At 62.2% G+C, this 26,349-nt stretch carries 20 protein-coding genes; all 20 read right to left on the reverse strand.

Annotated features, from left to right (window positions below; genetic code table 11):
• Positions 1–170: 170 nt before the first annotated feature.
• A complete protein-coding gene (gene pseI / locus EIY72_RS28555) occupies positions 171–1,223 on the reverse strand; it encodes a pseudaminic acid synthase (RefSeq protein ID WP_093225178.1) in 1,053 nt (350 codons plus the stop codon).
• The gene (gene pseG, locus EIY72_RS28560; protein ID WP_093225181.1) at positions 1,201–2,721 is read right to left on the reverse strand and encodes a UDP-2,4-diacetamido-2,4,6-trideoxy-beta-L-altropyranose hydrolase; all 1,521 of its coding nucleotides are present in this window, start codon (positions 2,719–2,721) and stop codon (positions 1,201–1,203) included. Before pseG ends, pseI begins: the two co-directional genes overlap by 23 nt.
• Entirely contained in the window at positions 2,718–3,425 is a 708-nt protein-coding gene (pseF, locus tag EIY72_RS28565) for a pseudaminic acid cytidylyltransferase (protein WP_093225184.1), read from the reverse strand. The genes pseG and pseF overlap by 4 nt, the downstream gene beginning before the upstream one ends.
• A 23-nt stretch (positions 3,426–3,448) precedes the next feature.
• A complete protein-coding gene (gene pseC, locus EIY72_RS28570; RefSeq protein ID WP_093225187.1) occupies positions 3,449–4,606 on the reverse strand; it encodes a UDP-4-amino-4,6-dideoxy-N-acetyl-beta-L-altrosamine transaminase in 1,158 nt (385 codons plus the stop codon).
• Entirely contained in the window at positions 4,603–5,604 is a 1,002-nt protein-coding gene (pseB, locus tag EIY72_RS28575; RefSeq protein ID WP_093225190.1) for a UDP-N-acetylglucosamine 4,6-dehydratase (inverting), read from the reverse strand. The genes pseC and pseB overlap by 4 nt, the downstream gene beginning before the upstream one ends.
• Before the next feature lie 30 nt (positions 5,605–5,634).
• The gene (locus EIY72_RS28580; RefSeq protein WP_093225192.1) at positions 5,635–8,556 is read right to left on the reverse strand and encodes a glycosyltransferase family 2 protein; all 2,922 of its coding nucleotides are present in this window, start codon (positions 8,554–8,556) and stop codon (positions 5,635–5,637) included.
• Between the two features lie 52 nt (positions 8,557–8,608).
• Positions 8,609–9,337 carry a cephalosporin hydroxylase family protein gene (locus tag EIY72_RS28585; protein ID WP_093225195.1) on the reverse strand — a complete coding sequence of 243 codons (729 nt, stop codon included), beginning with the start codon at positions 9,335–9,337 and terminating at the stop codon, positions 8,609–8,611.
• 30 nt (positions 9,338–9,367) lie between these two features.
• On the reverse strand, positions 9,368–10,033 hold the full coding sequence (locus EIY72_RS28590; RefSeq protein WP_093225198.1) for an acetyltransferase: 666 nt from the start codon (positions 10,031–10,033) through the stop codon (positions 9,368–9,370).
• Positions 10,030–11,151, reverse strand: a complete 1,122-nt coding sequence (locus EIY72_RS28595) for a DegT/DnrJ/EryC1/StrS family aminotransferase (RefSeq protein WP_093225202.1) — start codon at positions 11,149–11,151, stop codon at positions 10,030–10,032. The genes EIY72_RS28590 and EIY72_RS28595 overlap by 4 nt, the downstream gene beginning before the upstream one ends.
• Complete coding sequence (locus EIY72_RS28600; protein WP_093225205.1) at positions 11,148–12,374, reverse strand: class I SAM-dependent methyltransferase; 1,227 nt, start codon at positions 12,372–12,374, stop codon at positions 11,148–11,150. The genes EIY72_RS28595 and EIY72_RS28600 overlap by 4 nt, the downstream gene beginning before the upstream one ends.
• A complete protein-coding gene (locus EIY72_RS28605) occupies positions 12,371–12,931 on the reverse strand; it encodes a dTDP-4-dehydrorhamnose 3,5-epimerase family protein (RefSeq protein ID WP_093225207.1) in 561 nt (186 codons plus the stop codon). Before EIY72_RS28605 ends, EIY72_RS28600 begins: the two co-directional genes overlap by 4 nt.
• Positions 12,928–14,010, reverse strand: coding sequence for a CDP-glucose 4,6-dehydratase (rfbG, locus tag EIY72_RS28610; RefSeq protein WP_093225210.1), 1,083 nt, complete (start codon positions 14,008–14,010; stop codon positions 12,928–12,930). The genes EIY72_RS28605 and rfbG overlap by 4 nt, the downstream gene beginning before the upstream one ends.
• A complete protein-coding gene (rfbF, locus tag EIY72_RS28615; protein WP_093225213.1) occupies positions 13,992–14,765 on the reverse strand; it encodes a glucose-1-phosphate cytidylyltransferase in 774 nt (257 codons plus the stop codon). Before rfbF ends, rfbG begins: the two co-directional genes overlap by 19 nt.
• 258 nt (positions 14,766–15,023) lie before the next feature.
• The gene (locus EIY72_RS28620; RefSeq protein ID WP_093225220.1) at positions 15,024–18,617 is read right to left on the reverse strand and encodes a glycosyltransferase; all 3,594 of its coding nucleotides are present in this window, start codon (positions 18,615–18,617) and stop codon (positions 15,024–15,026) included.
• Positions 18,618–18,730: 113 nt separating this feature from the next.
• A complete protein-coding gene (locus EIY72_RS28625; RefSeq protein ID WP_093225223.1) occupies positions 18,731–20,302 on the reverse strand; it encodes a flagellar hook-associated protein 3 in 1,572 nt (523 codons plus the stop codon).
• Positions 20,303–20,315: 13 nt separating this feature from the next.
• Positions 20,316–22,361, reverse strand: a complete 2,046-nt coding sequence (gene flgK / locus EIY72_RS28630; protein ID WP_093225226.1) for a flagellar hook-associated protein FlgK — start codon at positions 22,359–22,361, stop codon at positions 20,316–20,318.
• A 23-nt stretch (positions 22,362–22,384) separates the two neighbouring features.
• Positions 22,385–23,677: a flagellar assembly peptidoglycan hydrolase FlgJ gene (flgJ, locus tag EIY72_RS28635; protein WP_093230687.1), complete on the reverse strand. Its 1,293-nt coding sequence runs from the start codon at positions 23,675–23,677 to the stop codon at positions 22,385–22,387.
• An 11-nt stretch (positions 23,678–23,688) separates the two neighbouring features.
• Positions 23,689–24,777 carry a flagellar basal body P-ring protein FlgI gene (locus tag EIY72_RS28640; RefSeq protein ID WP_093225229.1) on the reverse strand — a complete coding sequence of 363 codons (1,089 nt, stop codon included), beginning with the start codon at positions 24,775–24,777 and terminating at the stop codon, positions 23,689–23,691.
• 27 nt (positions 24,778–24,804) lie between these two features.
• Entirely contained in the window at positions 24,805–25,500 is a 696-nt protein-coding gene (flgH, locus tag EIY72_RS28645; protein ID WP_093225232.1) for a flagellar basal body L-ring protein FlgH, read from the reverse strand.
• 51 nt (positions 25,501–25,551) lie between these two features.
• Positions 25,552–26,337: a flagellar basal-body rod protein FlgG gene (gene flgG, locus EIY72_RS28650; protein WP_093225235.1), complete on the reverse strand. Its 786-nt coding sequence runs from the start codon at positions 26,335–26,337 to the stop codon at positions 25,552–25,554.
• Positions 26,338–26,349 lie beyond the last annotated feature (12 nt).

Genomic DNA, 26,349 nt, shown 5'->3' on the forward strand with positions numbered 1-26,349 from the left:
CGACAAGCAAAGATTTCCGCCGCCACAGGGCGATGGCGGGAAGCGTAAAGGGCTATCACTGCCCCCCCAAAAAAGGGCCAGGCGCCATCTTCCCGGTCAATACAATACAGTGAAGATGCGCGTTATGACTCGCAGGTCACGCTAAATTGCCGATTCACCGCGCTTATGGGTCAATCGACCAGTGACCAGTCCAGCGCGGTTCCGCGCTTGATAGCCTGACGGGCACGGCGTCCCATGAGGTTTTGCGCATGCTTGGGCGGCAGGCCAAGACCCGGACGGATGGCGCGTACATTATCGACGCTGAAGGGCTCACCGGCCGCCATGTCCTGCGTGACATACAGCGAGCGACGGTAGACCAGTGACTTGCGCTCGGCCTCGGTGACGCCGTAATGCACCTGCCCCATCGCCTGCCAGGCGCGCTCGGTTTCAACCACCAGGCTGGCCAGCTCCGCAGGCTCCAGTGAAAAACTGGCGTCCACGCCGCCAGCGGCGCGATCAAGGGTGAAATGCTTTTCTACAACAGTCGCACCGAGTGCCACTGCCGCGACAGAAACGCCCACACCCATCGAGTGATCGGAAAGCCCTACCTCACAGCCGAACAATTCGCGCAAATGGGGAATGGTCCGCACATTGCTGTTGGCTGGCGTGGCCGGATAAGTACTGGTGCACTTGAGCAGCACCAGGTCCTTGCACCCGGCCTCACGAGCGGCGCGCACGGTTTCGTCGAGCTCGGCGATGCTGGCCATGCCGGTGGAGATGATCAGCGGTTTTCCGGTGGCCGCCACACGGCGAATCAGCGGCAGGTCAGTGTTTTCGAAACTGGCGATCTTGTAGGCCGGTACATCAAGGCTTTCGAGGAAATCCACGGCGCTGTCATCGAAGGGCGTGGAGAACGCCAACATGCCCAGCTCTCTGGCCCGGGCGAATATCGGTGCGTGCCACTCCCATGGGGTGTGGGCCTTTTCGTACAGCGCGTACAACGACGTACCGGCCCACAGGCTGTTGGGATCCTTGATGAAAAACTCGCCTTCACTCAAGTCCAGGGTCATGGTCTGGGCGGTGTAGGTTTGCAGCTTCAAGGCATGGGCCCCGGCCCTGGCAGCCGCTTCGACAATTTGCAGCGCGACGTCGAGGGACTGGTTATGGTTGCCGCTCATTTCGGCAATGATGAACGGCGGCGCGTCGGCACCGATCAGGCGATTACCGATCTTGAAACTGGTCATGGATCCGATCCTTCAATACGCGCGTGAACGCGCAGGTATTCTGGGTAAAACCGGCGTCGCCAAAAACCTTCAACGACGCTTGATTGGTGGGCAGCACGCGTGCGCTGAGTGACTGCAGGTGCGGCCAATGCGCCAGCGCAAAGGCTTCGCCACGGGCCAGCAGCGAACGACTCCAGCCCAGGCCGAGCCGGTCTTCAAACAGATAAATCGACACTTCGGCGTCTACGCCGTGCAAGTCATAGCGCAAAACGCCAACCGGGCCGTCATCGGCCTCGGCGATCAGCAGCAATCGATCGGCGTTACCCAGGCTCGCGGTCAACCAGGCAAGATGCGTCGGCCAATCGATCAAACGCGAATCCAGCGAACTGTGCCGCACAGCCTCGGCATTTCGCCCCTTGAACAACAACTGCGCATCCTCCAGGGTTGCCGGACGTACGGTCAGTACCGCTCCGGCCAATGCAGCCGCTACCCGTTGCACACCACGACCGTCAACCAGTAGCCGCGAACGCTGCGCCAGGCTCTGGCGCAGCCCCTGGTTGCAGGCGACGAAGCCCACGGCCTGACGCAGTTGCTCGACACTGACCTGATCGCGCGCGCCCATGAACACGTGACAACCCGAGGCGGCCATCACCTCGCCATTAGCCTGCTGATTGTTCGACACGGCAATGCAAATAGTTGGCAAGCCCAAGGCCGCCCGCTCCCAGCTCGTGCCTCCGCCCGCACCGATGAACAGGTCCGCCTCAGTCATCATCTGATAGAAATTGTCGACAAATCGATGCAATCGCCAGTTCGGCCGACTCTCCACCAGACTCTGCATCCGGTCCCACGCCGGGTTTTCGGCGCCGGCGACAAAATCGACTTCCAGCTCATGAAAATCCTGCAACGCCAGCATGGCGTGACGGGTCTGCATGGCGGCATCGAAGCCGCCGAAATTCACCAGCACGCGCCTGGCCACGGGCTTGATCTCGATGGCCGGGCAACAGAACTCATCGCGCAACAGGGCATGACGGGGGCCGAACAATGTTCGGCAGCCTTGCGGCAGCAACGACCGGTAGGCGTCCGCCGTTCCCGAGAGGTTCTGATTGAGCAACAGGTCGACGCTGTAGGTGCGCGTGGCCAGATCGTCGACCGCAGCAATGTGGGTCGCCCAGCGCCGGGCGGCGCTCTGCCAGTGATGATCGAGACCGTAGTGATCGACGATGACCCAGTCGAAGGCCGGCTGGTCTGCCAGCACGGACGCCAGCGCGGCAATGTCGGCCTGCCACGGCAACATCGATTCGATGGCTTGATCGGGGTCTTCATCGGGGTAGCGTCCAGGCAACGCAAAGGTCTCGAAACCCTCTGCGCGCAGTGCATCCAGACGATGATTGGGCAACACTCGACAGGCAAAGGCCACGTGGCTGCCCTGGCGGCGCAATACCCTGGCCAGGGTCAGACAACGGGCGATGTGGCCGCTGCCGATGGTCGGCGAGGCATCGGCCCGGATCAGCACCCTCATTGCAGCTCACCACCGGCTTTCAAGGCGGCATACAGGTATTCGGCACGCGTCCAGTCTTCGGGTGTGTCGATGTCCTGCACCAGATAGCGCGGCAGGATTACCGGCAGGCTGCGTGGTGAATACAAGACCTCGCCCCGCAACCACGCCTCGCTGCGCCCCCAATAGAACTGCCCGGCATCCTGATAGGCCACCGGCAGGTCCTGGGAGCGAGTCTCACGAAATTGCGGATACAACGCGCTCAAGGCGCCCTGCTCGTCCAGGGTCAGCGCTCGCTGTATCGGAAAGCCGAAGTCGCACACCGAAAAGGCAAACGACCTGTCCCGGTGTTGCGCCAGTGATTGCAGGCCTTGCCTGATAAAGCGCGCCTGCAACAAGGGGGCAGTTGCATAGATGCAGCACGCCATTTCAAACATCTGTCCCTGCTGCTGCAACGCTAGCAGGGCATGAACCATCACCGCGGCGGTACCGGTAAAGTCGTCCGCCAGCGCGGCCGGGCGCATGAACGGTACCTGGGCGCCACTGGCTCGCGCCAGCTCGGCAATTTCCTCGTCATCGGTGCTGACCACCACCGCCTCGAACAACCCGCATTCGAGGGCCGTTCGAATCGAGCGGGCAATCATCGGCACGCCGTCGAACGGCTTGAGGTTCTTGCGCGGAATGCGCTTGCTGCCGCCACGGGCAGGGATGATTGCGATGTTGTTCACAGGCGTCTTTCCAGGCAAAACCGCTATTGAAGCAACCGCTGCAAGTGCCCCACCACAGTGTCCTGCTGCTCGTCACTGAGCAACGGAAACAGCGGCAGGCTGATCGCCTCGGTGTAGTAACGCTCGGCCTGCGGGAAGTCACCCTCGGCAAACCCCAGGTCACGGTAGTACGGCTGCAAATGCACGGGAATGTAGTGCAGATTCACACCGACTCCGGCGGCCCGCAACCCCTCGAACACCTGGCGATGGCTCAGATTGATCCGGCCGGTTTGCAAACGCACCACATACAGGTGCCATGCCGATTCGGCCTGCACTTGTGCGACGGGCAACGTCAGCGGCAAATGGGCCAGCAACCGGCTGTAACGCGCCGCCAGCTCACGCCGACGGGCCACGAACTCATCGAGCCTGGCCAGTTGCGACAAGCCCAGCGCCGCTTGCAGATCGGTGATTCGATAGTTGAAGCCCAGCTCCACCTGCTGGTAGTACCAGGGGCCATGGCTGGGTTCGCTCATCTGCTGCGGGTCGCGGGTCATGCCGTGGCTGCGCAGGCGCTGCAAGCGCTCGGCCAGTTCCGGGCGATTGGTCAGGACCATGCCGCCCTCGGCGCTGGTGATGATTTTCACCGGGTGAAAGCTGAACACCGTCATTGCCGCAAATTCGCCACATCCCACCGGGCGCCCGGCGTAAGACGCCCCGACCGCATGGGAGGCATCCTCGATCACGGTAAAAGCGTAACGCTCGGCCAGTTCGGCAATCCTGCGCATGTCGCAGCTCTGCCCGGAGAACGCCACCGCCACCAACACTTTCGGCAACTTGCCGTCGCGCTCGGCTTGCTCCAGTTTGCTTGCCAGCACCTCGGCGTCGAGGTTCCAGGTCAGCGGGTCGATGTCGACGAAATCCACTCCCGCACCGCAATAACGGCCGCAGTTGGCCGAGGCGAGGAAGGTATTCGGTGTCGTCCACAGCCAGTCGCCCGGCCCGAGGTCCGCCGCCAGGCAAGCAATGTGCAGCGCGGCCGTGGCGTTGCACACCGCCACGGCAAAACCTGCCTGGCAACGCTCAGCCATCGCCCGTTCGAAACGCTCGATGGTCGGACCTTGCGTGAGCCAGTCGGACTGCAACACCTCGACCACAGCATCGATGTCCGTTTGATCCACGCTCTGCCGACCGTAGGGAATCATGCCGGCAACCGCGCGTGCAGGTCGGCGATCTGCGCCACCGAGAGAAAGTGCGGGTTGGTGTCGGAGCGGTACTCGAAGTCTTCGCCCACCGGCGTTCCGCGCTCACCTGTTCCGTCCACGGCAAAATCCACGTCGACGCTGGTGAAGCGGATCGACGGCTGGATGGTGTAGTGGTCGGCGAACTCCAGGGTCATGCGCGCATCGTCCAGCGGCACCATCAGTTCGTGAAGCTTCTCGCCGGGGCGAATGCCCACGTGCTTGTGCGGCAAATGCGCGGCCATACCGCGCGCCAGATCGACAATACGAATCGACGGAATCTTCGGCACGAACACTTCGCCGCCGTGCATGCGTGCGAAGCTGTCGAGCACGAATTGCACACCATGATCGAGGGTGATCCAGAACCGCGTCATGCGCTCGTCGGTGATCGGCAACTCGCTCACGCCTTGGTTGATCAGCTGGCTGAAAAACGGCACCACCGAGCCACGCGAACCGGCGACGTTGCCGTAGCGAACCACGGCAAAACGGGTGTCGTGCTCGCCGGCAATGTTGTTGGCGGCCACGAACAGCTTGTCCGACAGCAGTTTGGTCGCGCCATACAGGTTGATCGGGCTCGCCGCCTTGTCGGTGGACAGCGCGACCACTTGCTTGACGCCGTTGTCGATGGCGGCGGCGATGATGTTCTCCGCGCCGCTGACGTTGGTGCGGATGCACTCGGTGGGGTTGTACTCCGCCGCCGGTACCTGCTTGAGGGCCGCGGCATGCACTACGTAATCGATACCGCGCATGGCCTGACGCAGGCGCTCGGCATCACGCACATCGCCGAGGAAGTAACGCATGCAGGGTGCGTTGAACGTCTGCTGCATCTCGTACTGCTTGAGCTCGTCCCGGGAGAACACCACCACACGCTTGGGCTGGTATTGCTCCAGCAGGCGACGGATGAAATTGCGCCCGAACGAACCGGTGCCACCTGAGATGAAAATCGATTTGCCGTTGAACATGCCTTCAGTCCTTATACCTGTGCGTCGGGCTTAGCCGAGCAGTTGCGCCCAGTTCAGCGGAGCGCTGTCGCCCAGGGAGAAACCCTTGCCGTTCAAGGCCAGGTTGGCGTTGTAGGCCTGGTCCTGTGCAAAGGCCGCCGGCCACTTGTCACGCAGCGCCGCGAGGGCCTGGGCAGGTTGTGGAACTTCACCGGAATGGACGACCTGGGCCAGCGGCGTCCACACGGTAAGGTAACCGGCCTGAGCGGTCTTGAGGCAAAGATCGACGTCGTTCAAACCGTCGGCGAAAGTCACGCTGTCGAGACCGTCCACGGCGTCGAACAGCTCCTTGCGCACCATCAGGCACAAGCTCGAGACGGCCGAGAAGTTCTGCTCCAGCGCCAGGCGTTGCATGTAGCCACTGGCATCGTGTTTTTCGCCGACGAAGGCCGAGCCCACGCCACCGTTCAGGCCGAGAATCAGGCCAGCCTGGGTGATCTTGCCATCGCGGCCGATCACTTTCGGGCCGACCACACCCACTTCCGGACGCTGGGCATGGTTGAGCAACGACTCGATCCAGTTCGGATTGACCACTTCACTGTCTGCCGCCAACAGCACCAGGTACTCGCCTTGCGCCTGTTGGCTGGCGGCGTTGTACAAGGCAGCGACGTTCATCGGCTGATCGGCACGCAGGATGCTGACCTTCGGATGCTGATAAGTGCCCAGCCAGTCATTGACTGGCGCCGATTGGCTCGAATTGGCCGCGATCAAGACCTCATAGCGGGTGTAGCGCGTACGCAGCAGGACCGCTTGCAGGCATTGCTGCAAGGCCGCCAGATCGTCACCCGCCGGCACGATGATCGACACCAGCGGACGTTCGCTGTGACGGTAGTCCACCTGATAGGTACCCGGCACCGCTGACGTAACCTTGGCCTTGTAGCCGCGATTGCCCAGGTGACGCAGCAGCGCCAGGCGCTCATCGGCATTTTCTTCCAGCTCAGGCGCCTGGGCGATCAGCAGCGGTTCGTCGAGGTGGGCCAGGCCGTTGAGGCCGCCCTGCTCGATGATGCGCAAGAGCAGATCGAATTCCAGGGCCTTGCTGAAGTCGGCCTGGTAACCGCCCACTTCCATGAACACTTCACGACGGATCAACCAGTGACGTGCCATCAGGGCTGGCAGGCTTTGCAACAGGTCCAGATTGAAACCGGGACGGAACACATCCACCAATGCACCTTCGGCAGTGCGCTGGATTTCGTCGGTGGCAACGGCACGGCAATCTTCGGCCGAGATCAACTCAAGGCCGGCGCGCAACAGGCCGCCAGCGGTGAATTCGTCGCCGGCGCTCACCAGCAGCAACCAGTCGCCGGTCGACTGACGTGCACTCTGGTTCACTTTGTCGACGTAGTTGCTCTGGGTGACCCGGACAAAGTGCAGGGTGTTCTGCGCCGTGGTGGCCGCCGGCGCTTCGCCGGTGGTGAAGACCACGATCCTGAACGCCTTACTGTGACCTTCGAGCAAACTGTCGAGGGTGACTTGCAGTTTCTCGATGTCGTTGTCCAGGTCCAGCACGAAGATGCCGAACTGAGGGCCACCGTCGTTGGCCGCCAGATGGCGGGCGATCGATTCGGCTTGCACGGCATCGGGCTGACGCGGTTCAAGCCATTTCAGCAGCCGGCCGGACAGCATCTTGTCGAAAGTCGCCTGGTTGCCTTCGGACACCGCTTCAAGACGCGCAGACCAGTCACTCAGGGTCCGGGCCTCGTCGTCTTCGCCCAGCAACTCCAGCTGTGCCACCAGTCGCTTGATCACCGTGCGGTTGAACACGTTGATGTCGTGGGCCTGCCACAGGCGGTCGACCACACTTTCCGGCGTGTCGTTGTTGCGCGCCAGCATCAGGTTTTGCTGACGGGTCCAGGCGCCTTCCAGGCCTTGCAGCTGAACGCGGCCAGCCGGCATCGCGTGCAACAGGAATTCGAAACCGGTCAGTTGGTCGAAAAATGCCTGGTTGTAGAACGGCATTTCCACGTACTGCCGAGGGCCGAAACGGCGCACGGGACCGGCTTCGACATCGATCCAGCCAGACTCGAAAATCAGCTCGGTGGTCAGTGCCCGATTGGTGCGCAGACTGTCGGCCAGGGCCTCGAAACTTTGCAGGGCGAACTGCTTGCCCTGCTCAGCGTCCGGCTCCTGGATCTGCGTCGGCAAGGCGTGCAGAAACGCGGCGAAGTGTTCACGCTCGGCGACGGTCTTGACGTCCGTGTGCGCCAGGGTGTGGAAGATTTCGGTGTTGTGGTCGGAGTAGCCGTAGTTCATCTCGCGCACGGTATAAGGAATCGGCAACACCCGGGCCTTGGCACGCGCCAGCATGTAATAGGTGTGACCGATTTCTTGCCACTGGAAGGACGTGTCCTGCGGCATCGCGCGGTACCAGTCCTTGACCAGCGAGGTACGCTGGACCGCATAGAAAGGCGGCAGGTACTGGTGCATGTAATCCAGCACGCGCTCCTGGGCAATTTCCGACGAATAATCCTCGCAGACCTTCTTGTCGCGACGGTAGTAATTGACGCTGTTGGTCAGCGCCAGGTACATCATGCTGTAGCCGTGGCACAGGCCGTAGTCCGGGTTGGCCTCCATGAAGGCAACGGCCTGGCGCAACGAGTCATGCACGTGGAAGTCATCGTCGGCGGCGAACACGATGAAAGGCGTGGTCACTTGCTCCACGCCATGGTCCAGTTTGGCGCGAACGCCCCAGTAGCCGAATTGCGGCAGATGCTGGTAGTCCACGTTCGCGTACTGTCCCAGCAGGGCTGGCTGCCCCTCGGCCGAGGAATCGAGCACCAGGATCCGGCAAGGCAAGCTGCTGTAAAAACGCGCCGCCCTGCGCAGGAACGCCGGCCGCTCGTGAGACATCAGTACCACGGTCAGTTGTTCGTGAAATGCTGCCCCGTGTTCAGAACTGTTCTTGCCTTGCATAAATTTCCCCACAACGGCGAGTCGCCGAAAAAACCCAACGATGTCTTGTCGATTAACGCACGCGACGCAGATAGCCATCCGGCGCGACGGTGATCAGCAACTTGCTGTGAATGGCCTGGTCGATCTCGAAATCGCGGTTCTCTTCCAGGTAGGCCCATACCGCGGTCTTCGGGTTGTCACCCTTGCCCCACGGACGATCCGGGAAGGCGTCCTCCGGCATGTCTTCAACCACCGTGTCCATCACCACGCAGTAGCTGCCCACCGAGGTCATCGGTGCGTAGGCACGCAGCTCTTCGAGGACGTGTTCGTGGGTGTGGTTGGAGTCCAGCACCACCAGCACTTTTTTGCCTTCGACGCGCTGACGCACCTGCTCGACGATGGCCGGATCGATGCTCGAACCCTGGATCATCTGGATGCGCTTGCTCATCGGGTGCGCTTCGATCGCTTCACGGTTGTGCTGGCGAATATCGATGTCGACACCCAGCACTTCGCCGTGGCCGATCAGTTCGAGCATCGAGGCGTAAAACACTAACGAGCCGCCGTGGGCGATGCCGGTCTCGACAATGATGTCCGGCCGCAGTGCCCAGATGATCTCCTGCATGGCGACCATGTCCTGGGGGAACTGAATGATCGGGCGGCCCATCCAGCTGAAGTTGTAGGTGTACTTGTGTTTGGCCGTGGTGCCAACCCAGTCCAGCGACTCGGCTTGCAGGGCTTTGTCCTGCTGCAGGCCTTCGATGTTGCTCTTTACTTCTTCACGAAACTGCTCATGAGGATTCATTACAAACTCTCCGAAAATTTGCCGCGGCGGTTAGCTGAAAACCCGACCGTCTTGAAAGGAAACCGGGTTGGTCTTGATGATCCTGGCGGGGTTGCCCGCCACGACCGCGTAGTCTGGAACGTCTTTGGTCACCACCGCGCCGGCACCGATGGTGACCCAGCGACCGATGCGCAAGCGCGGCAGGATCGTGGCGTTGGTGCCGATGAACGTGCCATCGCCGATGTCGACACAGCCGGCGATGCACACGCCCGGCGCGAGGAACACCGAATGGCCGATCCGCCCTTCATGACCGACAACGCTGCCGGCACTGATGCTGCTGTTGTCACCCAGGCTGACCTGCGCCTGCATGATCACGCCTTCCTGCAAGTAGGTACCGACGCCATGGCTGACCATCGTCAGGTCGATGCCCGGATGGATGAAATCGCCGAGGGTGCCGCCGGCTTCGACGATCTCGCGGGTGGTGCGACAACGCAGCTCCGTGCTGCCGGTAATCAGGTTGACGAAGCGGGTGTCGGGGCCTTTCAGCTCGCGCACCCTGGCCGTACCGCCGACCACCGGCACGCCATGAAACAGCGTGCCCTGTTTCGCCGGGTCGTTATCGAGGAAGGCGAACTGCACGTGCGGCGCAGTGCGCTGCAACGTGAGGATCATCCGCACCGCTTCAGGATTGGCCGCCCCCAGCAGAAACATCTTCACAGCTGCGTCCTTTTCAGTACCAGGCTGCGTAACACCTCGACGACACGAAGCTGATCGGCATCGGTCATGTCGTGGTAGCTCGGAAGATTGATCGCACGCTCCGGCAGCGAGTACGCCACAGGACTGTCCGCCTTGATCTCGCTGAACATCGGCAAGGACGACAACGGCCAGAAAAACACCCGGGCCTCGATGTCCGCGGCCTGGAACGCGGCGATCAGCCTGTCCCGCGTGATTTGCAATTCGCTGTCAAACACCACGGTGGGCATCCAGTAACCGTTACGCCCATGCTCGGGTTCAGGGTTCATGGACAGGCCCGGCAGATCGGCCAGTGCATTGGCGTAGTTGGCGAAGATCGCCCGCTTGCGCTCGATCAACGCGTCGATGCGCTCGACCTGCGCACAGCCGACGGCGGCTTGCAGGTTGCTCATCTTGTATTTGAAACCGAGAAAATCCGGCCAGAACTGTTTGCTGCTGCCTGCCACCCGCCCGTGGTTGGACAAGGTCAGGACGCGCTCGTACAGGGCCTTGTCGGAGGTCACGAAAATCCCGCCTTCGCCCGTGGTCATGGTCTTGGTGCCATGGAACGAGAAGGCACCGAATGCCCCCAGCGATCCGGCCGCGCGACCGCGCCATTGCGAGCCGATCGCTTCGGCCGCGTCTTCAATGACCGGCAGGCCGAACTCGCGACCGATGGCCAGCAAGGCATCGAGGTCACAGAGGTTGCCGTAGAGGTGCACCGCCACAATCGCCTTGGTCCGCGGCGTGATCGCCTGGCGTACGGCTTGCGGATCAAGACACCAGCTGTCCGCCAGCACGTCGACGAACACCGGCGTGGCGCCCAGGTAGGTGATCGGCGCCGCCGAGGCGATCCAGTTGGTGTCGGCCAGAATCACTTCGTCACCGGCGCCGATGCCCAGTGCCGCCATGCCCATGTGCAACGCACCGGTGCAACTGGAGGTGGCGATCGCATAGGTCGCGCCGACGTGTTCGGCAAAGGCCTTTTCGAAACGGGTCAGGTACTCGTAGCAGCGTTCGCCCCAGCCATGGCGAACGGCGTCGAGGACGTATTCGGCTTCCAGCTCACCAACGCTGGGCTTGGTGTAATGAATTCGGCTCATCGAATGATCAACTCAGGAATGGCGATGACAAAACGACCGTCCCACGCACGGATACCGGCAAACGCCTGGGTGATCTCGTCGAGCAGGTTCCACGGCAGCACCAGGACGTAATCGGGCTTCTCGATGTCGATCTGCGCCGGCGACACGATGGGAATGCGACTGCCCGGCAGGTATTTGCCCTGCTTGTGGGGGTTGGCATCCGCGACCCAGGCCAGCAGGTCCGGTTTGACCCCGGCGTAGTTGAGCAGCGTGTTGCCCTTGGCCGCGGCGCCGTAGCCGACCACGCGCTTGCCTTCGGCCTTGGCCTGCAACAGGAAGCGCAGCAGCTCGTGCTTGATGCGTTCGGCAGCCGGCGCCAGGGTGGCGTAGTACTCAGGGGTTTTTACCCCGGCGGCGAGTTCGGCCTGCAATTGCTGTTGCACGGCAGGCTGCACCTCGCGGCGCTGACCATCCAGGCGCTGCACGAAGACCCGCAGCGAGCCGCCGTGGGTCGGCAACTGGGCGACATCGAAAACGTGCAGGCCATTGCGTTCGCACAAAGCCTGCACCGCGGTCAGCGACAGGTAGGAATAGTGTTCGTGATACAGCGTGTCGAATTGCTGGCCGGCCATCAGCGTCAGCAGTTGTGGAAACTCGAAAGTCGCCACGCCCGTCGGCTTGAGCAGGGTCGCAAAACCGGCGAGAAAATCATTGATGTCCGGTACGTGCGCCAACACATTGTTGGCCGCCATCAGGTCGGCGCTCCAGCCCTCGCGGCTCAGTTGCACGGCCGTCTCGCGACCGAAAAACAATTCGCGAATCTCCAGGCCCTTTTCCCGTGCCGCCTGCGCGGTGCTGCGGGTCGGCTCGACGCCCAGGCAGGCAATGCCGCGCCTGGCCACGTACTGCAACAGGTAACCGTCGTTGGCGGCAATTTCCACCACGCGGCTGTCAGCGGTCAGGCCGAAGCGCTCGACCATCTCGCCGACATAACGCTCGGCGTGGGCCAGCCAGGTGCTGGAGAACGAGCTGAAATAGGCGTACTCGGCATCGAACAGGCTGTCGGCGCTGGTGTAGTCCTCGGTTTGCACCAGCCAGCATTGCTGGCACACGGCAACCTTCAACGGCACCCACTGTTCGGCCTGTTCCAGTTGATCGGCGCGCACGTAGGCGTTGGACGGTGGCGAGGTGCCCAGATCGATCAGGGGCAGGGTCAACGCAGTACCGCATCCACGGCAATTCATAGACGCACTCCGGCGAAATGTTCGTCGAGCGGCGGATGACTGGCGTCGCGCACCGACAGATTATTGACAGGCAATGGCCAACTGATCGCCAGCCGCGGATCGTTCACCGACAACCCGCCCTCGTGTTCCGGCGTGTAGTCGTTGCTGTGCAGGTAAAGCAGTTCGGCGTCGGCGGTCAGGGTCTGGAAGCCGTGGGCGAACCCGGCCGGAATCAACAGGCTGCGACCATCACCGGCACGCAGGTGTTCGGCGTGCCACTGGAGGAAGGTTGCCGAGTCGGGACGCAGGTCCACCGCCACGTCCCAGACCTCACCGCGCAGGCAGGTGATCAGCTTGGCTTCCGGCGCCTGGGCATTCTGATAATGCAGGCCACGCACGCTGCCCCGTTCACGGGTGCAGGAGTGATTGATCTGACGGATATGGAAAGCCTGGCCAAACGCACTGAGGCTGCCTTCGCAAAACAACCGGGCGAAATGCCCACGGTCGTCTTCGAAGCGTTTGTGTTGCACGCTGAACAGACCGTCCAGCGGCAACGCTTTCAGCAGAAATTCACTCACAGCGCGCCTCGGTACAGGTTCAATTGACCCAGGGTGATCGCGCGCATGTCATCGCCGTTCTGCCACGCCAGATGCCAGTCCAGGGTGTGCGTCAGGCATTCCTGCAGCGACCAGCGCGGTTGCCAGGCCAGCAATTGGCGGGCACGGCTGCTGTCCAGGCGCAACAGCCCGGCCTCATGCATTTCACTCGGTTCGATACGCAACCCGCGTGCTTGCGGCCAGCGATTGGCGAGCAGTTCGACGACGTCGCCGACGCTGCACATGTCCGTTTCACCGGGACCGAAATTCCACGCACCGGCGAACTTCGGGCCTTGTTCATAAAGGCCAGCCGCCAGTTGCAGATACCCGGCCAACGGCTCCAGTGCGTGTTGCCACGGACGCACCGCTTGCGGGTAACGCAAGGTCACCGGCTCGTCCGCCGACCAGGCGCGCAGCACATCGGGAATCAGGCGCTCCGGGGCGAAGTCGCCACCACCGAGCACGTTGCCGGCGCGAGCGGTGGCCAGCGCCAGGCCATGCTCGGCGTGTTTGTCGGCGGGGAAGAAAGAAGCGGCGTAGGACTGCGCCAGCAATTCGCAGCAAGCCTTGCTGCTGCTGTACGGGTCGTGACCGCCCAGGGCTTCGTTCTCACGGTAGGGCCAGGCCCACTCCTGATTGGCGTAGACCTTGTCCGTGGTCACCAGCACGCAGGCGCGCACGCTTCCGACCTGGCGGATCGCTTCCAACAGGTTGAGGGTGCCCATGACGTTGCTGGAATAGGTGCCCAGGGGGTCGCGATAACCTTCGCGCACCAGTGGCTGCGCCGCCAGGTGCAGAACGATTTCCGGCTGGGTGTCGACGATCAGCTCCAGCAAGGCGCCGAGGTCACGCAGGTCACCCCGGTAATCATTGATGCCTTCGTGGACGCGCGCCAGTTCGAACAGGCTCGGCTCGGTGGACGGGTCCAGGGAAAACCCGCTGACTTCGGCCCCCAGGCTTTGCAGCCAGAGTGTCAGCCAACTGCCCTTGAAACCGGTGTGACCGGTGACCAGAACCCGTTTACCGCGCCAGAATTGCGGGCTCAGTCCCATTGCTTCCATGGGGCCTCCCCGCTTTGCCACAAGGCTTCGAGGTGATTCTTGTCACGCAGGGTGTCCATCGGCTGCCAGAAGCCATCATGCTGGAACGCCATGAGTTCGCCACGCTCGGCCAGGCCGTCCAGCGGGCCGGACTCCCAGGACGTGTCGTCACCTTCGATCAACGGCAACACCTTGGGCGAAAGGACAAAGAAGCCGCCATTGATCCAGCCACCGTCACCGCGAGGTTTCTCGGTAAAACCCAGCACACGGTCGCCGTCGCGATTGAGCGCGCCATAGCGGCCCGGCGGTTGTACGGCGGTTACGGTGGCCAGTTTTCCGTGGTTCAGGTGAAAGTCGACCAGAGCGCCGATGTTCAGGTCGGACACGCCGTCGCCGTAGGTGAAACAGAAGGCTTGTTCGTCTTCGACATAACGCCGGGCGCGGCGCAAACGGCCGCCGGTCATGGTCTCTTCACCGGTGTCGATCAGCGTGACGCGCCATGGCTCACTGTAGTTCTGATGAACGTCCATGCGGTTGTTGCGCATGTCGAAGGTGACGTCGGAGGTGTGCAGGAAGTAGTTGGCGAAGAAGTCCTTGATCGCGTAGCCCTTGTAGCCCAGGCAGATCACGAAATCGTGGATACCGTGCGCGGAGTACTGCTTCATGATGTGCCAGAGAATTGGCTTGCCGCCGACCTCGATCATCGGCTTGGGCTTGAGGTGCGACTCTTCGCTGATCCGCGTGCCGAGGCCACCCGCCAAAATAACTGCCTTCATCCCCTTCCCCTCTTGTTCGTCACCGGGCTCAACCAAGCTGTCTCAAGCTTTTGCGGGCCATCTGGGTAAAACATGCCTGCCGTTGCGAACCCCTCCAGACCTGCCGGAAGTGCTCGTTTTATGGCGATATGAGGGGGACTTGCAGGAAACGCGCCAGCTCTTTCCGTGCCGTGCTGCTCGTGTGGAAAACGCCGGTTCCTGGCGTAAAAAAAAACAGGCGACTCAAGAGTCGCCTGTTCAAGGGGTGGTTGTTGGCGATCAATCCGCCAGCCAGCCGTTCTCCCAGTAACGCAGGTTGTCGCCGCGCAGCACGTAGTCACGCAGGACAATCTCGTGCAACTCGTCGCCCATGCGATAGCTGGCCTCCGGGTCGGCCAGGTGCATGCGGATCGCTTGCAGCCACTCGTCGGTGGTATTGGTCTTGATCCGCGTGCACGGCAGGTAACCGCGATAGGCCTCGGTGTCGGTGCAGATCACCGGGTAACCGCAGGCACCGTACTCCAGCAAGCGCAGGTTGCTCTTGCAGTCGTTGAAGATATGGAACTCCAGCGGCGCCAGGGCCAGGTCGAGGTTCAGGCTGGCGAGTTTGGCCGGGTAGTCGTCCAGACTGATCACGCCATGGAACTCATGCATGTACGGACGCAGATCGTCCGGGCACATGCCGAAGAACACCCAGTCGACTTCGTTGGCCAGTTCGCGAACCACGTCGGCGATCACCGCCAGGTCGCCGTGGTGACTGGTGCCTCCGCCCCAGCCGACCCGTGGTTTTTTCGAGGTGCGGCGCTGGCTGCGCAGGTCGGTCCACAGGTGCGCGGCCAACATGTTCGGCACCACGCGAATGTCGTGATGCATGTCGGACAAGGCATTGCCCAGCGACTCGGTGGAAACCACCACGCGATCGCACATGCCGATGGCGCGACGGACCAGCTTTTCCATCTCGTCCTTGCCCGGCATGTTGCGGATATGCGCGTTGCGGTGCGGGACGTTGATCACGAAATCATCGAGTTCGTAGATACGCCGTGCGCTGGAATATTTCTGCAGGCTCGGGATCTCGTTGATCGGTCCTTCGGAGTAGCGCCCCTGCAAGATGATCACGTCAGGCGCCATACGCTCGACTTCGATGATGGTCGGCAGATTGTAATGGATGCGCCCGTCCGCACGGCCCGCCGCCTCAAGCTCGATCAGCGGCTGGGTTACCCGATAATGGCCGATCGCCGAAGCGTTGACCGGCAATGCAAGGATCTTCGGCAACTGCGTCCGGGAAAACGGGGTCCAGCCGGCGCGCAGGCCAGGTTCGAGCCTGAAACTCGCACCGCCCAGGCCTTGCAAGGCGAGGTTGCTGTTATAGGCCGGGTCGCGGGCAACGATGGGCAACCAGCGCTTGTAGAAAACCTCCTGCTCCAGCTCGCTGCGCGCCTGGTCACCCTCTTGCGCAACAACCACAGGCTGCGCGCCCAGCGCCAATTGCGCGTGGGGCGTCCAGACCACCAGATAACCTGCCTGGCCGACACGCAGACACAGGTCCACTTCATTCAGGGACTGCGCCAGGTCCTGTTCATCCAGGCCACCGATGGCCTCGAAAACCGCCTTGCGCACCATCAGGCAATCGCCGCCGACGGCGCTGAAATCATGGGCGACCTGCAAGCGGAACATGTAGCCCGCTGCCTGCAGAGTCTCGCCAAAGAACGGCACGCCGGCCGGCCCTTGCAGGCCGAGGATCAACCCGGCATGCAATACGCGACCATCGGGGTTGTAAAGCTTGGCGCCGACCACGCCGACTTCCGCACGCTGGGCGTGATTGAGCATTTCCGCCAACCAGTCGCCCTGGGTGATGACGGTGTAGGGATTGAGCATCAGCACATAGTCGCCAGCCGCCTGACTCACGGCAGCATTGCGCACCGCTGCGGCACTGCCTGGCTGCGCGAGGCTCAGCACACGAATCCGCTCACTGCCCAGCTGCGCCATGCCATCGAACCAGGCGCGGGCGTCAGCGCCTTCGCTGCCATTGTCCACCAGCAGCAATTCGTACTCGCTGTAGGTGGTTTTCTCCAGCAGGCTCTCGACGCAGCGTTGCACCGCGCTGGTCTGGTCGCGACTGGCAATGATGATCGACACCAGCGGCCGCTCGGCATGCAGGTAATCGACGCGATTGAGAATCTGCGAACTGCCGCTGCGAATCTCATGGGCGATGCCCAGGCGTTGCAGGTGCGCCTCGAGCAGCAGCGGGTTGGTGTCGACCACTTGCGCCAGCGACAACCATTTGGCCAGGTCCAGCGCCGACTCGAGCAAGACCTCGGCAACATGGCCGACTACCTGCGTGCCGTCCTGCTCGACCATGCGCCACAGCACATCGTGAGGCGCCAGTTCACCGAACTCGCTGTCAAAGCCACCCAGCGCCAGAAAACGCTCGCGCTCGAACGCCAGGGCACGGCCGACGTAGGGATAGCTGCGCATCAGGTCGAGGTTGAAATCAGGCTTGAAAGCCGGCTCGGTCGACTCACCCTGGGACAATCCGCCTTCGTCGCTGTACAGGCAGGTGAAGTCGCGGTTGTGGGCGATTCGCTCGGCCATCACCAAGAGCGCCGGCGCTACCAGACGATCGCCGGCGCGCAGCAGGTAGAACCAGTCGGCACCGTCCAGTTGCGGCAACAGCTCGTTGACCTGTTGTTGCCAGTCATCCTGCAGCGGCAAGCGAAAGATCCGTCCGTCCAGTTCGGCGCTGGTGCACGCCGCCGACAAGACGAGGGTCATCTGTGCCGGGTAATCCTGCGCCGCGAGCGATTGCAGGGTCACGTCCAGCGCCGAACGGCTGCCCTCCTCGTCAATGATGACCGGGACGATTTTCGGCGTGACGGGCCAGTCGGCCAAGGTGTCGGGCAAGTGTTCGCGCTGGCCATCGGTCAGCAGGCGGCATTCCAGCCACTGCGCATACAGCTGCGAGAAACTGACACTGGCGATGCCGACGTGCCAGCCCTGCGTGGTCTGCTTGGTGCCCAGGGTACGGCTCAGGGGCAGCTCTTCCCAGACCCGTGGCGATTCGTCCACCCGGGTCAACGGGATATAGCGCACCCAGCCTTGGGCCGGTGCAGATTCGCCACTGCGCGCCTTGAGCATCTGCGACAGCCATTGCCGCTCGATTTCCGCCGCGTCCTTCATCGCCTGCTGGCTGCTCAGGCGATCGGGGTACAGGCGCTCGACGCTGAGCACATGGTTGGACATCGCCAGATTGCCACGGCGCATCAGGCAGATGTACAGGGCAAAATCCAGGGTCGCGACAAAGCAGTGGCCAGGTTGGGTCAAGGCCGGGAACAGTTCGAGCAGGTCGGCGCGACGGAACAGCGCGTTGCTGAAACCGCCGAGGATGTTGACCGGGAAATTCTCGAAAATCGCCAGCAGGTCATCACCCTTGAACACGCCGCCGACGGGCGACAGCGGGGTGTTTTCCAGGCGCGACGGCAGCGGCATGTCATCAGCGTCCCAGAGCAGCCGTTGCGCCACCACCAGATTGACGTCCGGGCAATCGATCAGCGCCTGCGCCTGACGCTCGATGCAGGCGGAGAACAGCTGATCGTCATCACAGAGAAACTTGATGTATTCGCCTTTGGCCTCTTCCAGACAAGTCAGCAGATTGCCCACCATGCCCTGCGTCTGCGCATTGCGCACATAACGCACGCGATGCTCCTGCTCGTTCACCGAGGCGACCATGTCTCCGATCTCGTAACCGCGACTGTCATCGCAAACAATGATTTCCAGGTTGCCGTAGCTCTGACTCACGGCGGTGTGCAGGGCACGACCGAAAAAACGTGGGTTGAAGGCGGGAATGACCAGGCTGACAAGCGGGAGTGAATTCACGGAGGGCTCACAGGCGGCGCGAGCCCGCCCTGAAAGCGAGCCCGTTGAAACCGCAAAAAGACGATTACGACTGAAGGGGCAAGGTCATCGGGCGCCGGGGCGCCCGACCACCGTCAGATCTTGTTGAACAGACCCAGTTGGGAAATCTTGCTGAACGCCAGTTGTGCCGCTTGCAGCATGGTCTGCTGCAGGGTCAGGCGCGTCATGACCTCCGCCGGGTCCGAATCACGAATGGCCGACTGGCTGGTGGTGTTCGCCTGGCTCAGGCTCTCGTTGGTCGCCGACTGGTTGTCCAGTGCCTGACCGCGAGCACCGATCGAGGTGATGGCCGTGCCGATCTGGTTGGCAGCACTGTCGATGTTACCCAGACCCGATTCCATGGCGCCGAGGAAATTCTGCTTGGCCACCGCGCTGCCGTCGCTCGGTGCATTGAGTGCGGTAATCATCTGGCCCAGGGTGTCGAGCACGTTCTGGGTCTGATGGTTGTTGGAGTTGATCACGAACTGGTCGCCAGACGCCGGCGTACCACCGCCCAGGGCAAAGGTCACGCCTGCCGCTGTGGCATTGCCACCGCTCACGGTACCCGACGACACCGGTTTGCTGTCGGCGGTGATCGGTGCCGCGTACAGGTCGAAGTCAGTCGCGCTGGTGAACTTGAGGATCGCCCCGCCCGACGGGAATGCGTTGGTGTACGCGGTCTGGTTGGTCACGCTGGAGCCGGTGATCACCGCAGTCGAGGTATTGCCCGGGCTGCGCGAAGCATTGAAGCTGTCCGGGGTAGACGCCAGGGTGAAGCTGTGGCCGGCGATGACGGCGTCCGGGTTGGTGTCGGTGGATTTGAGGTTGATGTTCAACTTCAGGTCGACGCCACGGAAGCTGACGGTCTGGTTGGCGCCGTTGGCGTTGCTGATGACACCGTTCTGGCTGGCTTCGGCCGTCACATCGTTACCCAGCGCGTCGGTGATCTTCAGCTGGGTGCTGCTCAGGAAGCTGACGGTGTAAGGCTGGCCGCCGGAGAACTTGGCGTTGTAGGTGGAGCTCGTGCCGACGGTGCCGTTGGACAGCACCACGCGACCGTCATCCACCGCCGGAGCGGTCATGGTGGTCTGGGTGCGGCTGGTGTTGATGGTCTGCTGGAACGCATCCCAACCGGTGGTATTGGTCGCCACGTTCATGCCATCGCCAATGCCCAGGTTGATCTGGGTCTGGTCACCGTTGTAGGTGTAGGTGCCGTCGGCATTCTGCGAGTAAGGCGCGGTGTCGGTTTTCGAACCGGAGAACAGGTAGTTGCCGTTCGAATCCTTGGAATTCATCAGGCCCAGCACCTGTTGCTGGATCTGCCCCAGCTCCGAGGCATAGGCCTTGCGATCGGCGTCGGTGGCCGTGCCGTTGCTGGCCGCCAGGGCGAGTTCCTTGGCGCGCTGCAAGGCGGTACCGATGGAAGTCAGCGTGGTTTCCTGCAGGCTCAAGGCACTCTTGGTGCTGTCGATGTTGGTGCCGTACTGGTCCAGCGCGGCGCTTTGCTGACCCAAGGCAAGCAGGCGACCGGCACCGATCGGATCGTCGGCGGCGGTGTTGATGCGCGTCAGGCTGCTGGCTTCGGCACTGGTCGCGATGGCCTTGTTGAAGTTGCGCTGATAACTGGCAGCGGTCATCTCGTAATACTGGGCGGTGGAAATGCGCATGAATTACGACTCCTTAAAGGCTGTTGATCAGCGTGCTGAAGATTTCCTGCGCCGCTTTGATGATCTGCGACGAAGCGGTGTAGTACTGCTGGTACTTGACCAGGTTGCCGGTTTCTTCATCCAGGTCGACCCCGGAGTTGGAATCCCGCGCGCCCTTGGCGTTGGCCAGGATCGCCGAAGTGGCATCACTGTCGGACTTGCCCTGGGCGGCCTTGGCACCGACGTTGGTCACCAGCTTGCCGTAGGCGTCGGTCAGGCTGATGCCGCCGCTGCCTGAACCTGTGTCCACGGTCTGTTTGGTTTGCAGACCGACCAGCGCCTGCGCGTTGCGGTTGTCCGAAGACGCCGCACCGGTCATGTTGATGGTGAAGCTTTCACCGCTGGTGGGGTTGCCACCGACCGTGGTCTGCACGGTGAAGGTCTTCTGCACGTTCGGCGTCACGGTGGTGTCCATGATCGGCGCCCCCGTGGAGTCGACCATGCCGACTTTCAGATTCAGGGTGTTGCTCTGGCCCGGAACGATGGTGCCGCTGCCCAGCGGATTGCCTTTGGCATCGACCAGGTTGTAGCTCTGGCTGCCACCGCTGGCCGCACCGAACACCACCTTGACCGGCGTCGAGTACTTCAGCGCGGTCTGCATTTCCGCTTGCGACGCCGGGTTGTAGATATCGATGGTGCTGGTCAGCGTCGGCTGGGTGTAGGTACCGGTGTTGTTGGCACTGGTCACGCCGGTCAACGGTGCGGCGGCGGCAATTTTCTTCGGATCGAACAGCACGACCTGGATACTCGCGGCAGCGCCACGGGTCGGCGTGACCTTGAACGAATCACCCGCGGCAACCGCGCCGCCGTTGAGGTTCAGGCTGAAGCCGTCGATCACCGGCGCTGGGGTCGTGGTGGTGCTGAACGAGCCCATGTCGGTGCCGTCCGAACGCTTGACCGTGTAGTCAGTGGCACTGGTGAAGGTCACCTGATAATCGCTGGTGGTCAGTTGGCCGGTGTTCTTGATGGTGACATCGAGGTTGCCCGAACCTGCGCTGTTGCCGGCCTGGGCAATGCTGCGCTGACTGATCAGCGCGGCACTGTTGATGTTGTTGAAGATCGCCGCGCCGAAGTCACCGTTCTTGTCGATGCCTTGCGCCTGCTGGCTGTTCATCTGGTCGGCGACCACCAGCGCAACACGGCCCAGCTCATTGAGCGACGGGTCAAGTACTTCCTTGCGGTAGGTGAGCAGACCACCGATCGAGCCGCCGCTGACTACCTGAGTGATGTCGATGGTGCTGGTGCCGCGATTCAGTTGCAGCGCCATGCGCGACGGATCGTCCGCGCTCGGGACGGTTTCCAGGGTATTGGTGGTGTTGCCAACCACCAGTGGCTGACCGCTGCCGACGTACACGTCGTAGCTGGTGCCGCGCTCAACCACCTGCGCACCGACCAGTTGCGACAACTGGCGCACGGCCTCGTTGCGACTGTCGAGCAGGTCGTTCGGCTGGCTGTTGCCAGTGGAAAGTTCGGAAATCTTCTGGTTCAGCGTGGCGATGGTGCTCGACAGCTTGTTCACCTGGGACGCCATGTCCGACAGGTTGCCATTGAGCGTGTTGTTCTGGTCGGTCAACTGCTTGGAAATCGAGTTGAAACGGCTGGCCAGGGCCTGCGCGCCGGTCAGCACCGACTGACGCGAAGTGTCGTCGGTGGCCGAGGTCGCCACGCCTTGCATCGAGGTGAAGAACTTCTGCAGCACGCCGGTCAAGCCGGTGTTGGTGTCCGACAGCGTGGCATCGAGCGGCGTGGCCTGGGCGTTGTAGGCGGACGACTCGCTGTCGAGGGAGGTCGCTGTGCGCAACTGGGCATCAAGATAGGAGTTATAGACGCGGCGCACATCGGCCAGCGTGGTGCCGGTGCCGATGAACACGTTACCGTACTGAACCGAGCCTTTGGTGCTCTGCACGTTTTGCTGACGCGAGTACCCGGCAGTGTCGACGTTGGCGATGTTGTTGCCCGTGGTCACCAATGCGTTCTGACCAGCACTGAGCCCCGACATCCCGATATTGAGCAAACTCATGATTCAGACCTTATACCTTGTGTCTATAAAGGCGTGGTTGAAACGCCCGCCGCAGCGTAGTTCTGGTAACTGTTCATCTGCTTGGCTATCTGCGAAATCTTGCTTGCGTAGTCTGGGTCGGTCGCGTAACCGGCCTTTTGCAACTCGCGTACAAACTGTTCTGGGTTATCGGCCGACTTCACGACATCTTGATAGCGATTATTGGTCTGCAGCAAAGTCACAAGGTCATGGAAACTGTCCTTGTAGGAGTCGTAGGAACGGAACTGCGCCGTCTCCTTGACCATCTGCCCGTTCCTGAATTCGCTGGTGATCGCCCGTGCCGAATTGCCCTGCCAACTGTCCCCGGCCTTGATGCCGAACAGGTTGTGACTGCTGGTGCCGTCTTGCTGGCGCATGACCGATTTGCCCCAACCGGTTTCCAGCGCCGCCTGGGCCACCAGGTAACGCGGATCGACGCCGATGCGCGCCGCGGCTTCCTTGGCCATCGGCAGCATGGTGTTGACGAAATCATCGGCGGAGCTGAAGGCTTTCTTCGCCGGCGCCAGCGGAATCTGCGCCATGGCACGGCCGTAAATCTGCATGCCGGCAGTGGAAGGCTGTTGCGCGGTCGGCAACCAGTCACCGTTGTACAGCGGCCCGGCACCGGTGGTGGTGGCCGTGGCGCGTTCGGGCAACAGGATTTTGCTGGCGGTTGTCGCCGGGGCAGTCGCCGAAGGCACCAGACCGGCGAGCAAGCGATCCGCGAGTTTCGGCGGCAGCGCCAGACGCCGCTGGTTGATCAGCGCCATGTCATTGCGATGGGAACCTTCGCCCGCCTCTTGCGGCGTGTGGATGGAACGCGAAGCCCACAACGGGCGCTGGCCGTTGACCCGCGACAGCGGGCCATTGAGCCCGACCGTACCGGCGGCAACCGGGGTTTGCACCGCCGCTTTCGCCGCTTCCTGCTTGGCCAGCGACGCAGCCGCCGCCTCGCCTGGGGCCATTGGCTTGTTCTTCGACATCTGGCGCATCAACACGTCGGCCAGACCAATGCCGCCGCCCTCGCGGGACATGGATACGGCCAACTGCTGGTCGTACATTTCCTGGTACTGCTTGGCAGCCGGGGTATTGAGCGGATTGTCCTGGCCCAACGCTTCGGTGGCCGAGCGCATGGACTTGAGCATTTCACCGAGGAACAACGACTCGAACTCCTGCGCCACCTTGCGCATGTTGCCGTCGCTGTTCTTGTCACCGACCTTGAGCTGGTTCAGTCGATTGAGGTCCGAATAGGACCCCGAATCGCTACTGCTGACCAGACCGCTCTTGCGCATATCCACCATGGTCGGCCTCAGATCACGATCAGGTCGGCTTGCAACGCGCCGGCCTGTTTCAGCGCTTCGAGGATCGCCATCAAGTCACCCGGCGCCGCGCCGACCTGGTTCACCGCACGGACGATTTCGTCGAGGGTGGTACCCGGGCCGAACTTGAACATCGGCTTGGCTTCCTGCTGGGCGTTGACTTTCGAACGCGGCACGACCGCGGTCTGTCCGTTGGACAGCGGGCCGGGCTGACTGACGATCGGGTCTTCGGTGATGGTCACGGTCAGGCTGCCGTGGGTTACGGCGGCTGGCGAAACTTTTACGTTCTGCCCGATCACGATGGTGCCGGTACGGGAGTTGATGATGACTTTCGCCACCGCCTGGCCCGGATCGATTTCGAGGTTTTCCAGAATCGACAGGTAGTCGACCCGCTGGCTTGGATCGAGTGGCGCGGTGACGCGAATCGAGCCGCCGTCGATGGCCTGGGCCACGCCAGGGCCGAGCATGTCGTTGATCTTGTCGACGATACGCTTGGCCGTGGTGAAGTCGGAACGGTTGAGGTTCAGTGTCAGGCTGTTGCCCTGGTTGAAACCGCTCGGTACCGCGCGCTCCACCGACGCACCGCCCGGAATACGACCGGCCGACGGAACGTTGACGGTGATCTTCGAGCCGTCGCGACCTTCGGCATCGAAGCCGCCCACGACCAGGTTACCCTGGGCCACGGCGTAGACGTTGCCGTCGATACCCTTGAGCGGAGTCAGCAGCAAGGTGCCGCCGCGCAGGCTCTTGGAGTTACCGATAGAGGAAACCGTGATGTCGACCTGTTGCCCCGGCTTGGCGAACGCCGGCAGATCGGCACTGATCGACACCGCTGCGACGTTCTTCAACTGCACGTTGCCCGAGCCGGGCGGCACCTTGATGCCGAACTGCGAGAGCATGTTGTTGAAGGTCTGCAGGGTGAACGGGGTTTGCGTCGTCTGGTCGCCGGTGCCGTTAAGCCCGACCACCAGGCCGTAACCGATCAACTGGTTGGAACGCACGCCGGAAATGCTGGCGATATCCTTCAGGCGCTCGGCTTGAGCGTTGAACGCCGCGGACAGCATCAGCGCGGCAACCATGAGACTTCTGAAATTCAACGTAGCCACCTAGAAAGGGAACAGCGGGCTGAGGAAGAAACGGTCGAACCAGCCTGGCTGACTCGCATCGGCAAACGAACCGGTGCCCGAGTAGGTGATGCGTGCGTCGGCGACACGGGTCGAGGACACGGTGTTGTCGGTGGCGATGTCATCGGCACGTACAAGACCGGCAATGCGCACCAGCTCGTCGCCGGTGTTGAGGGTCATCCACTTCTCGCCGCGTACGGCGATGATGCCGTTGGGCAAGACATCGGCAACCGTTACCGTGATCGAGCCGGTCAGAGTGTTGCCCTGGGCTGCCTTGCTGTCGCCCTTGGTCGCGCGATCGCCTTCATAGCTGGCGTTGATGCTCAGGTCGCCACTGCCAAACGGGTTGTTGGTGTTGGGCGTGGAGCCGAACAGCGAGGTCAGGCCGATGCCGGTCTTGCTGTTCTTGTCGATCTGCGAGTTGGCGTTCTTACTGGCCTGGGTCTTCTCGTTCAGGGTGATGGTGATGATGTCACCAACCCGGTACGCCTTGCGGTCGCTGTAGAGGTTCTGTTCAAAACCGGCCTGGTAGATCGAGCCGTTGTTCGCTGCAGCCGGCAATGGCGTGCGCGGCAACACCGGGGCGTAGTAAGGGTCATTGGGCTTGGGCGTCGGCGCGACGCAGCCCGCGAGCGCGGTGATCCCACTCAGTGCCAGAACAGATACATAGCGATTCATGACCCTACCTCACGGTGTTGCAGGCGGCTTCATGCCGCCTCATAGACTTGATTACAGATTCTGCGTTACGAACGAGAGCATCTGGTCGGCGGTGGAGATCACCTTGGAGTTCATCTCGTAGGCACGCTGGGTGGTGATCATGTTGACCATCTCCTCAACGGTGCTGACGTTGGACGTTTCCAGGGTGTTCTGCAGCATCGAGCCGAAGCCATTCAGACCCGGTGTGCCAACCTGCGGTGCACCGCTGGCAGCGGTTTCCAGGAACAGGTTGTTGCCCACGGCCTGCAAGCCGGCCGGGTTGATGAAGTCGGCGGTCTGCAAGTTGCCGATCACCTGGGCGGCCGGGTTGCCGGCGATGGTGATGGACACGGTGCCGTCGCGGCCGACCGTGAAGGTCTGCGCGTCGTTCGGAATGACGATGGCCGGTTCCAGGGCGAAGCCGCTGGCGTTGACGATCTGGCCGTTGGAATCGAGGTGGAAGGTACCGTCACGGGTGTAGGACGTGGTGCCATCCGGTTGCAGGATCTGGAAGAAACCACGGCCGTCGATGGCCATGTCCAGAGGCTGCTCGGTGGTTTGCAGACTACCGGCGGTGAAGTTTTTCTGGGTGCCAACGATGCGCACACCAGTACCCAATTGCAGACCCGACGGCAGTTCGCTGTCCTGGGTCGACTGGGCGCCTGGCTGACGCTTGATCTGGTAGAGCAGATCCTGGAACTCGGCGCGGTCACGTTTGAAACCCGTGGTCGATACGTTCGCCAGGTTGTTGGAAATGGTGGTCAGGTTGGTGTCCTGGGCGGACAGACCGGTTTTGGCAACCCATAGAGCCGGAAGCATTCGATTCTCCTC

Source organism: Pseudomonas vancouverensis, assembly GCF_004348895.1.
GTDB classification, from domain to species: domain Bacteria; phylum Pseudomonadota; class Gammaproteobacteria; order Pseudomonadales; family Pseudomonadaceae; genus Aquipseudomonas; species Aquipseudomonas vancouverensis.

Excerpts from the sequence above, each read along its gene's own strand:
- pseI (WP_093225178.1), bottom strand. The coding sequence starts at position 1,223 with ATGACCAGTTTCAAGATCGGTAATCGCCTGATCGGTGCCGACGCGCCG.
- pseG (WP_093225181.1), bottom strand. The coding sequence starts at position 2,721 with ATGAGGGTGCTGATCCGGGCCGATGCCTCGCCGACCATCGGCAGCGGC.
- pseC (WP_093225187.1), bottom strand. The coding sequence starts at position 4,606 with ATGATTCCCTACGGTCGGCAGAGCGTGGATCAAACGGACATCGATGCT.
- pseB (WP_093225190.1), bottom strand. The coding sequence starts at position 5,604 with ATGTTCAACGGCAAATCGATTTTCATCTCAGGTGGCACCGGTTCGTTC.
- EIY72_RS28580 (WP_093225192.1), bottom strand. The coding sequence starts at position 8,556 with ATGCAAGGCAAGAACAGTTCTGAACACGGGGCAGCATTTCACGAACAA.
- EIY72_RS28585 (WP_093225195.1), bottom strand. The coding sequence starts at position 9,337 with ATGAATCCTCATGAGCAGTTTCGTGAAGAAGTAAAGAGCAACATCGAA.
- EIY72_RS28595 (WP_093225202.1), bottom strand. The coding sequence starts at position 11,151 with ATGAGCCGAATTCATTACACCAAGCCCAGCGTTGGTGAGCTGGAAGCC.
- EIY72_RS28600 (WP_093225205.1), bottom strand. The coding sequence starts at position 12,374 with ATGAATTGCCGTGGATGCGGTACTGCGTTGACCCTGCCCCTGATCGAT.
- rfbG (WP_093225210.1), bottom strand. The coding sequence starts at position 14,010 with ATGGAAGCAATGGGACTGAGCCCGCAATTCTGGCGCGGTAAACGGGTT.
- rfbF (WP_093225213.1), bottom strand. The coding sequence starts at position 14,765 with ATGAAGGCAGTTATTTTGGCGGGTGGCCTCGGCACGCGGATCAGCGAA.
- EIY72_RS28625 (WP_093225223.1), bottom strand. The coding sequence starts at position 20,302 with ATGCGCATTTCCACCGCCCAGTATTACGAGATGACCGCTGCCAGTTAT.
- flgK (WP_093225226.1), bottom strand. The coding sequence starts at position 22,361 with ATGAGTTTGCTCAATATCGGGATGTCGGGGCTCAGTGCTGGTCAGAAC.
- EIY72_RS28640 (WP_093225229.1), bottom strand. The coding sequence starts at position 24,777 with ATGGTTGCCGCGCTGATGCTGTCCGCGGCGTTCAACGCTCAAGCCGAG.
- flgH (WP_093225232.1), bottom strand. The coding sequence starts at position 25,500 with ATGAATCGCTATGTATCTGTTCTGGCACTGAGTGGGATCACCGCGCTC.
- flgG (WP_093225235.1), bottom strand. The coding sequence starts at position 26,337 with ATGCTTCCGGCTCTATGGGTTGCCAAAACCGGTCTGTCCGCCCAGGAC.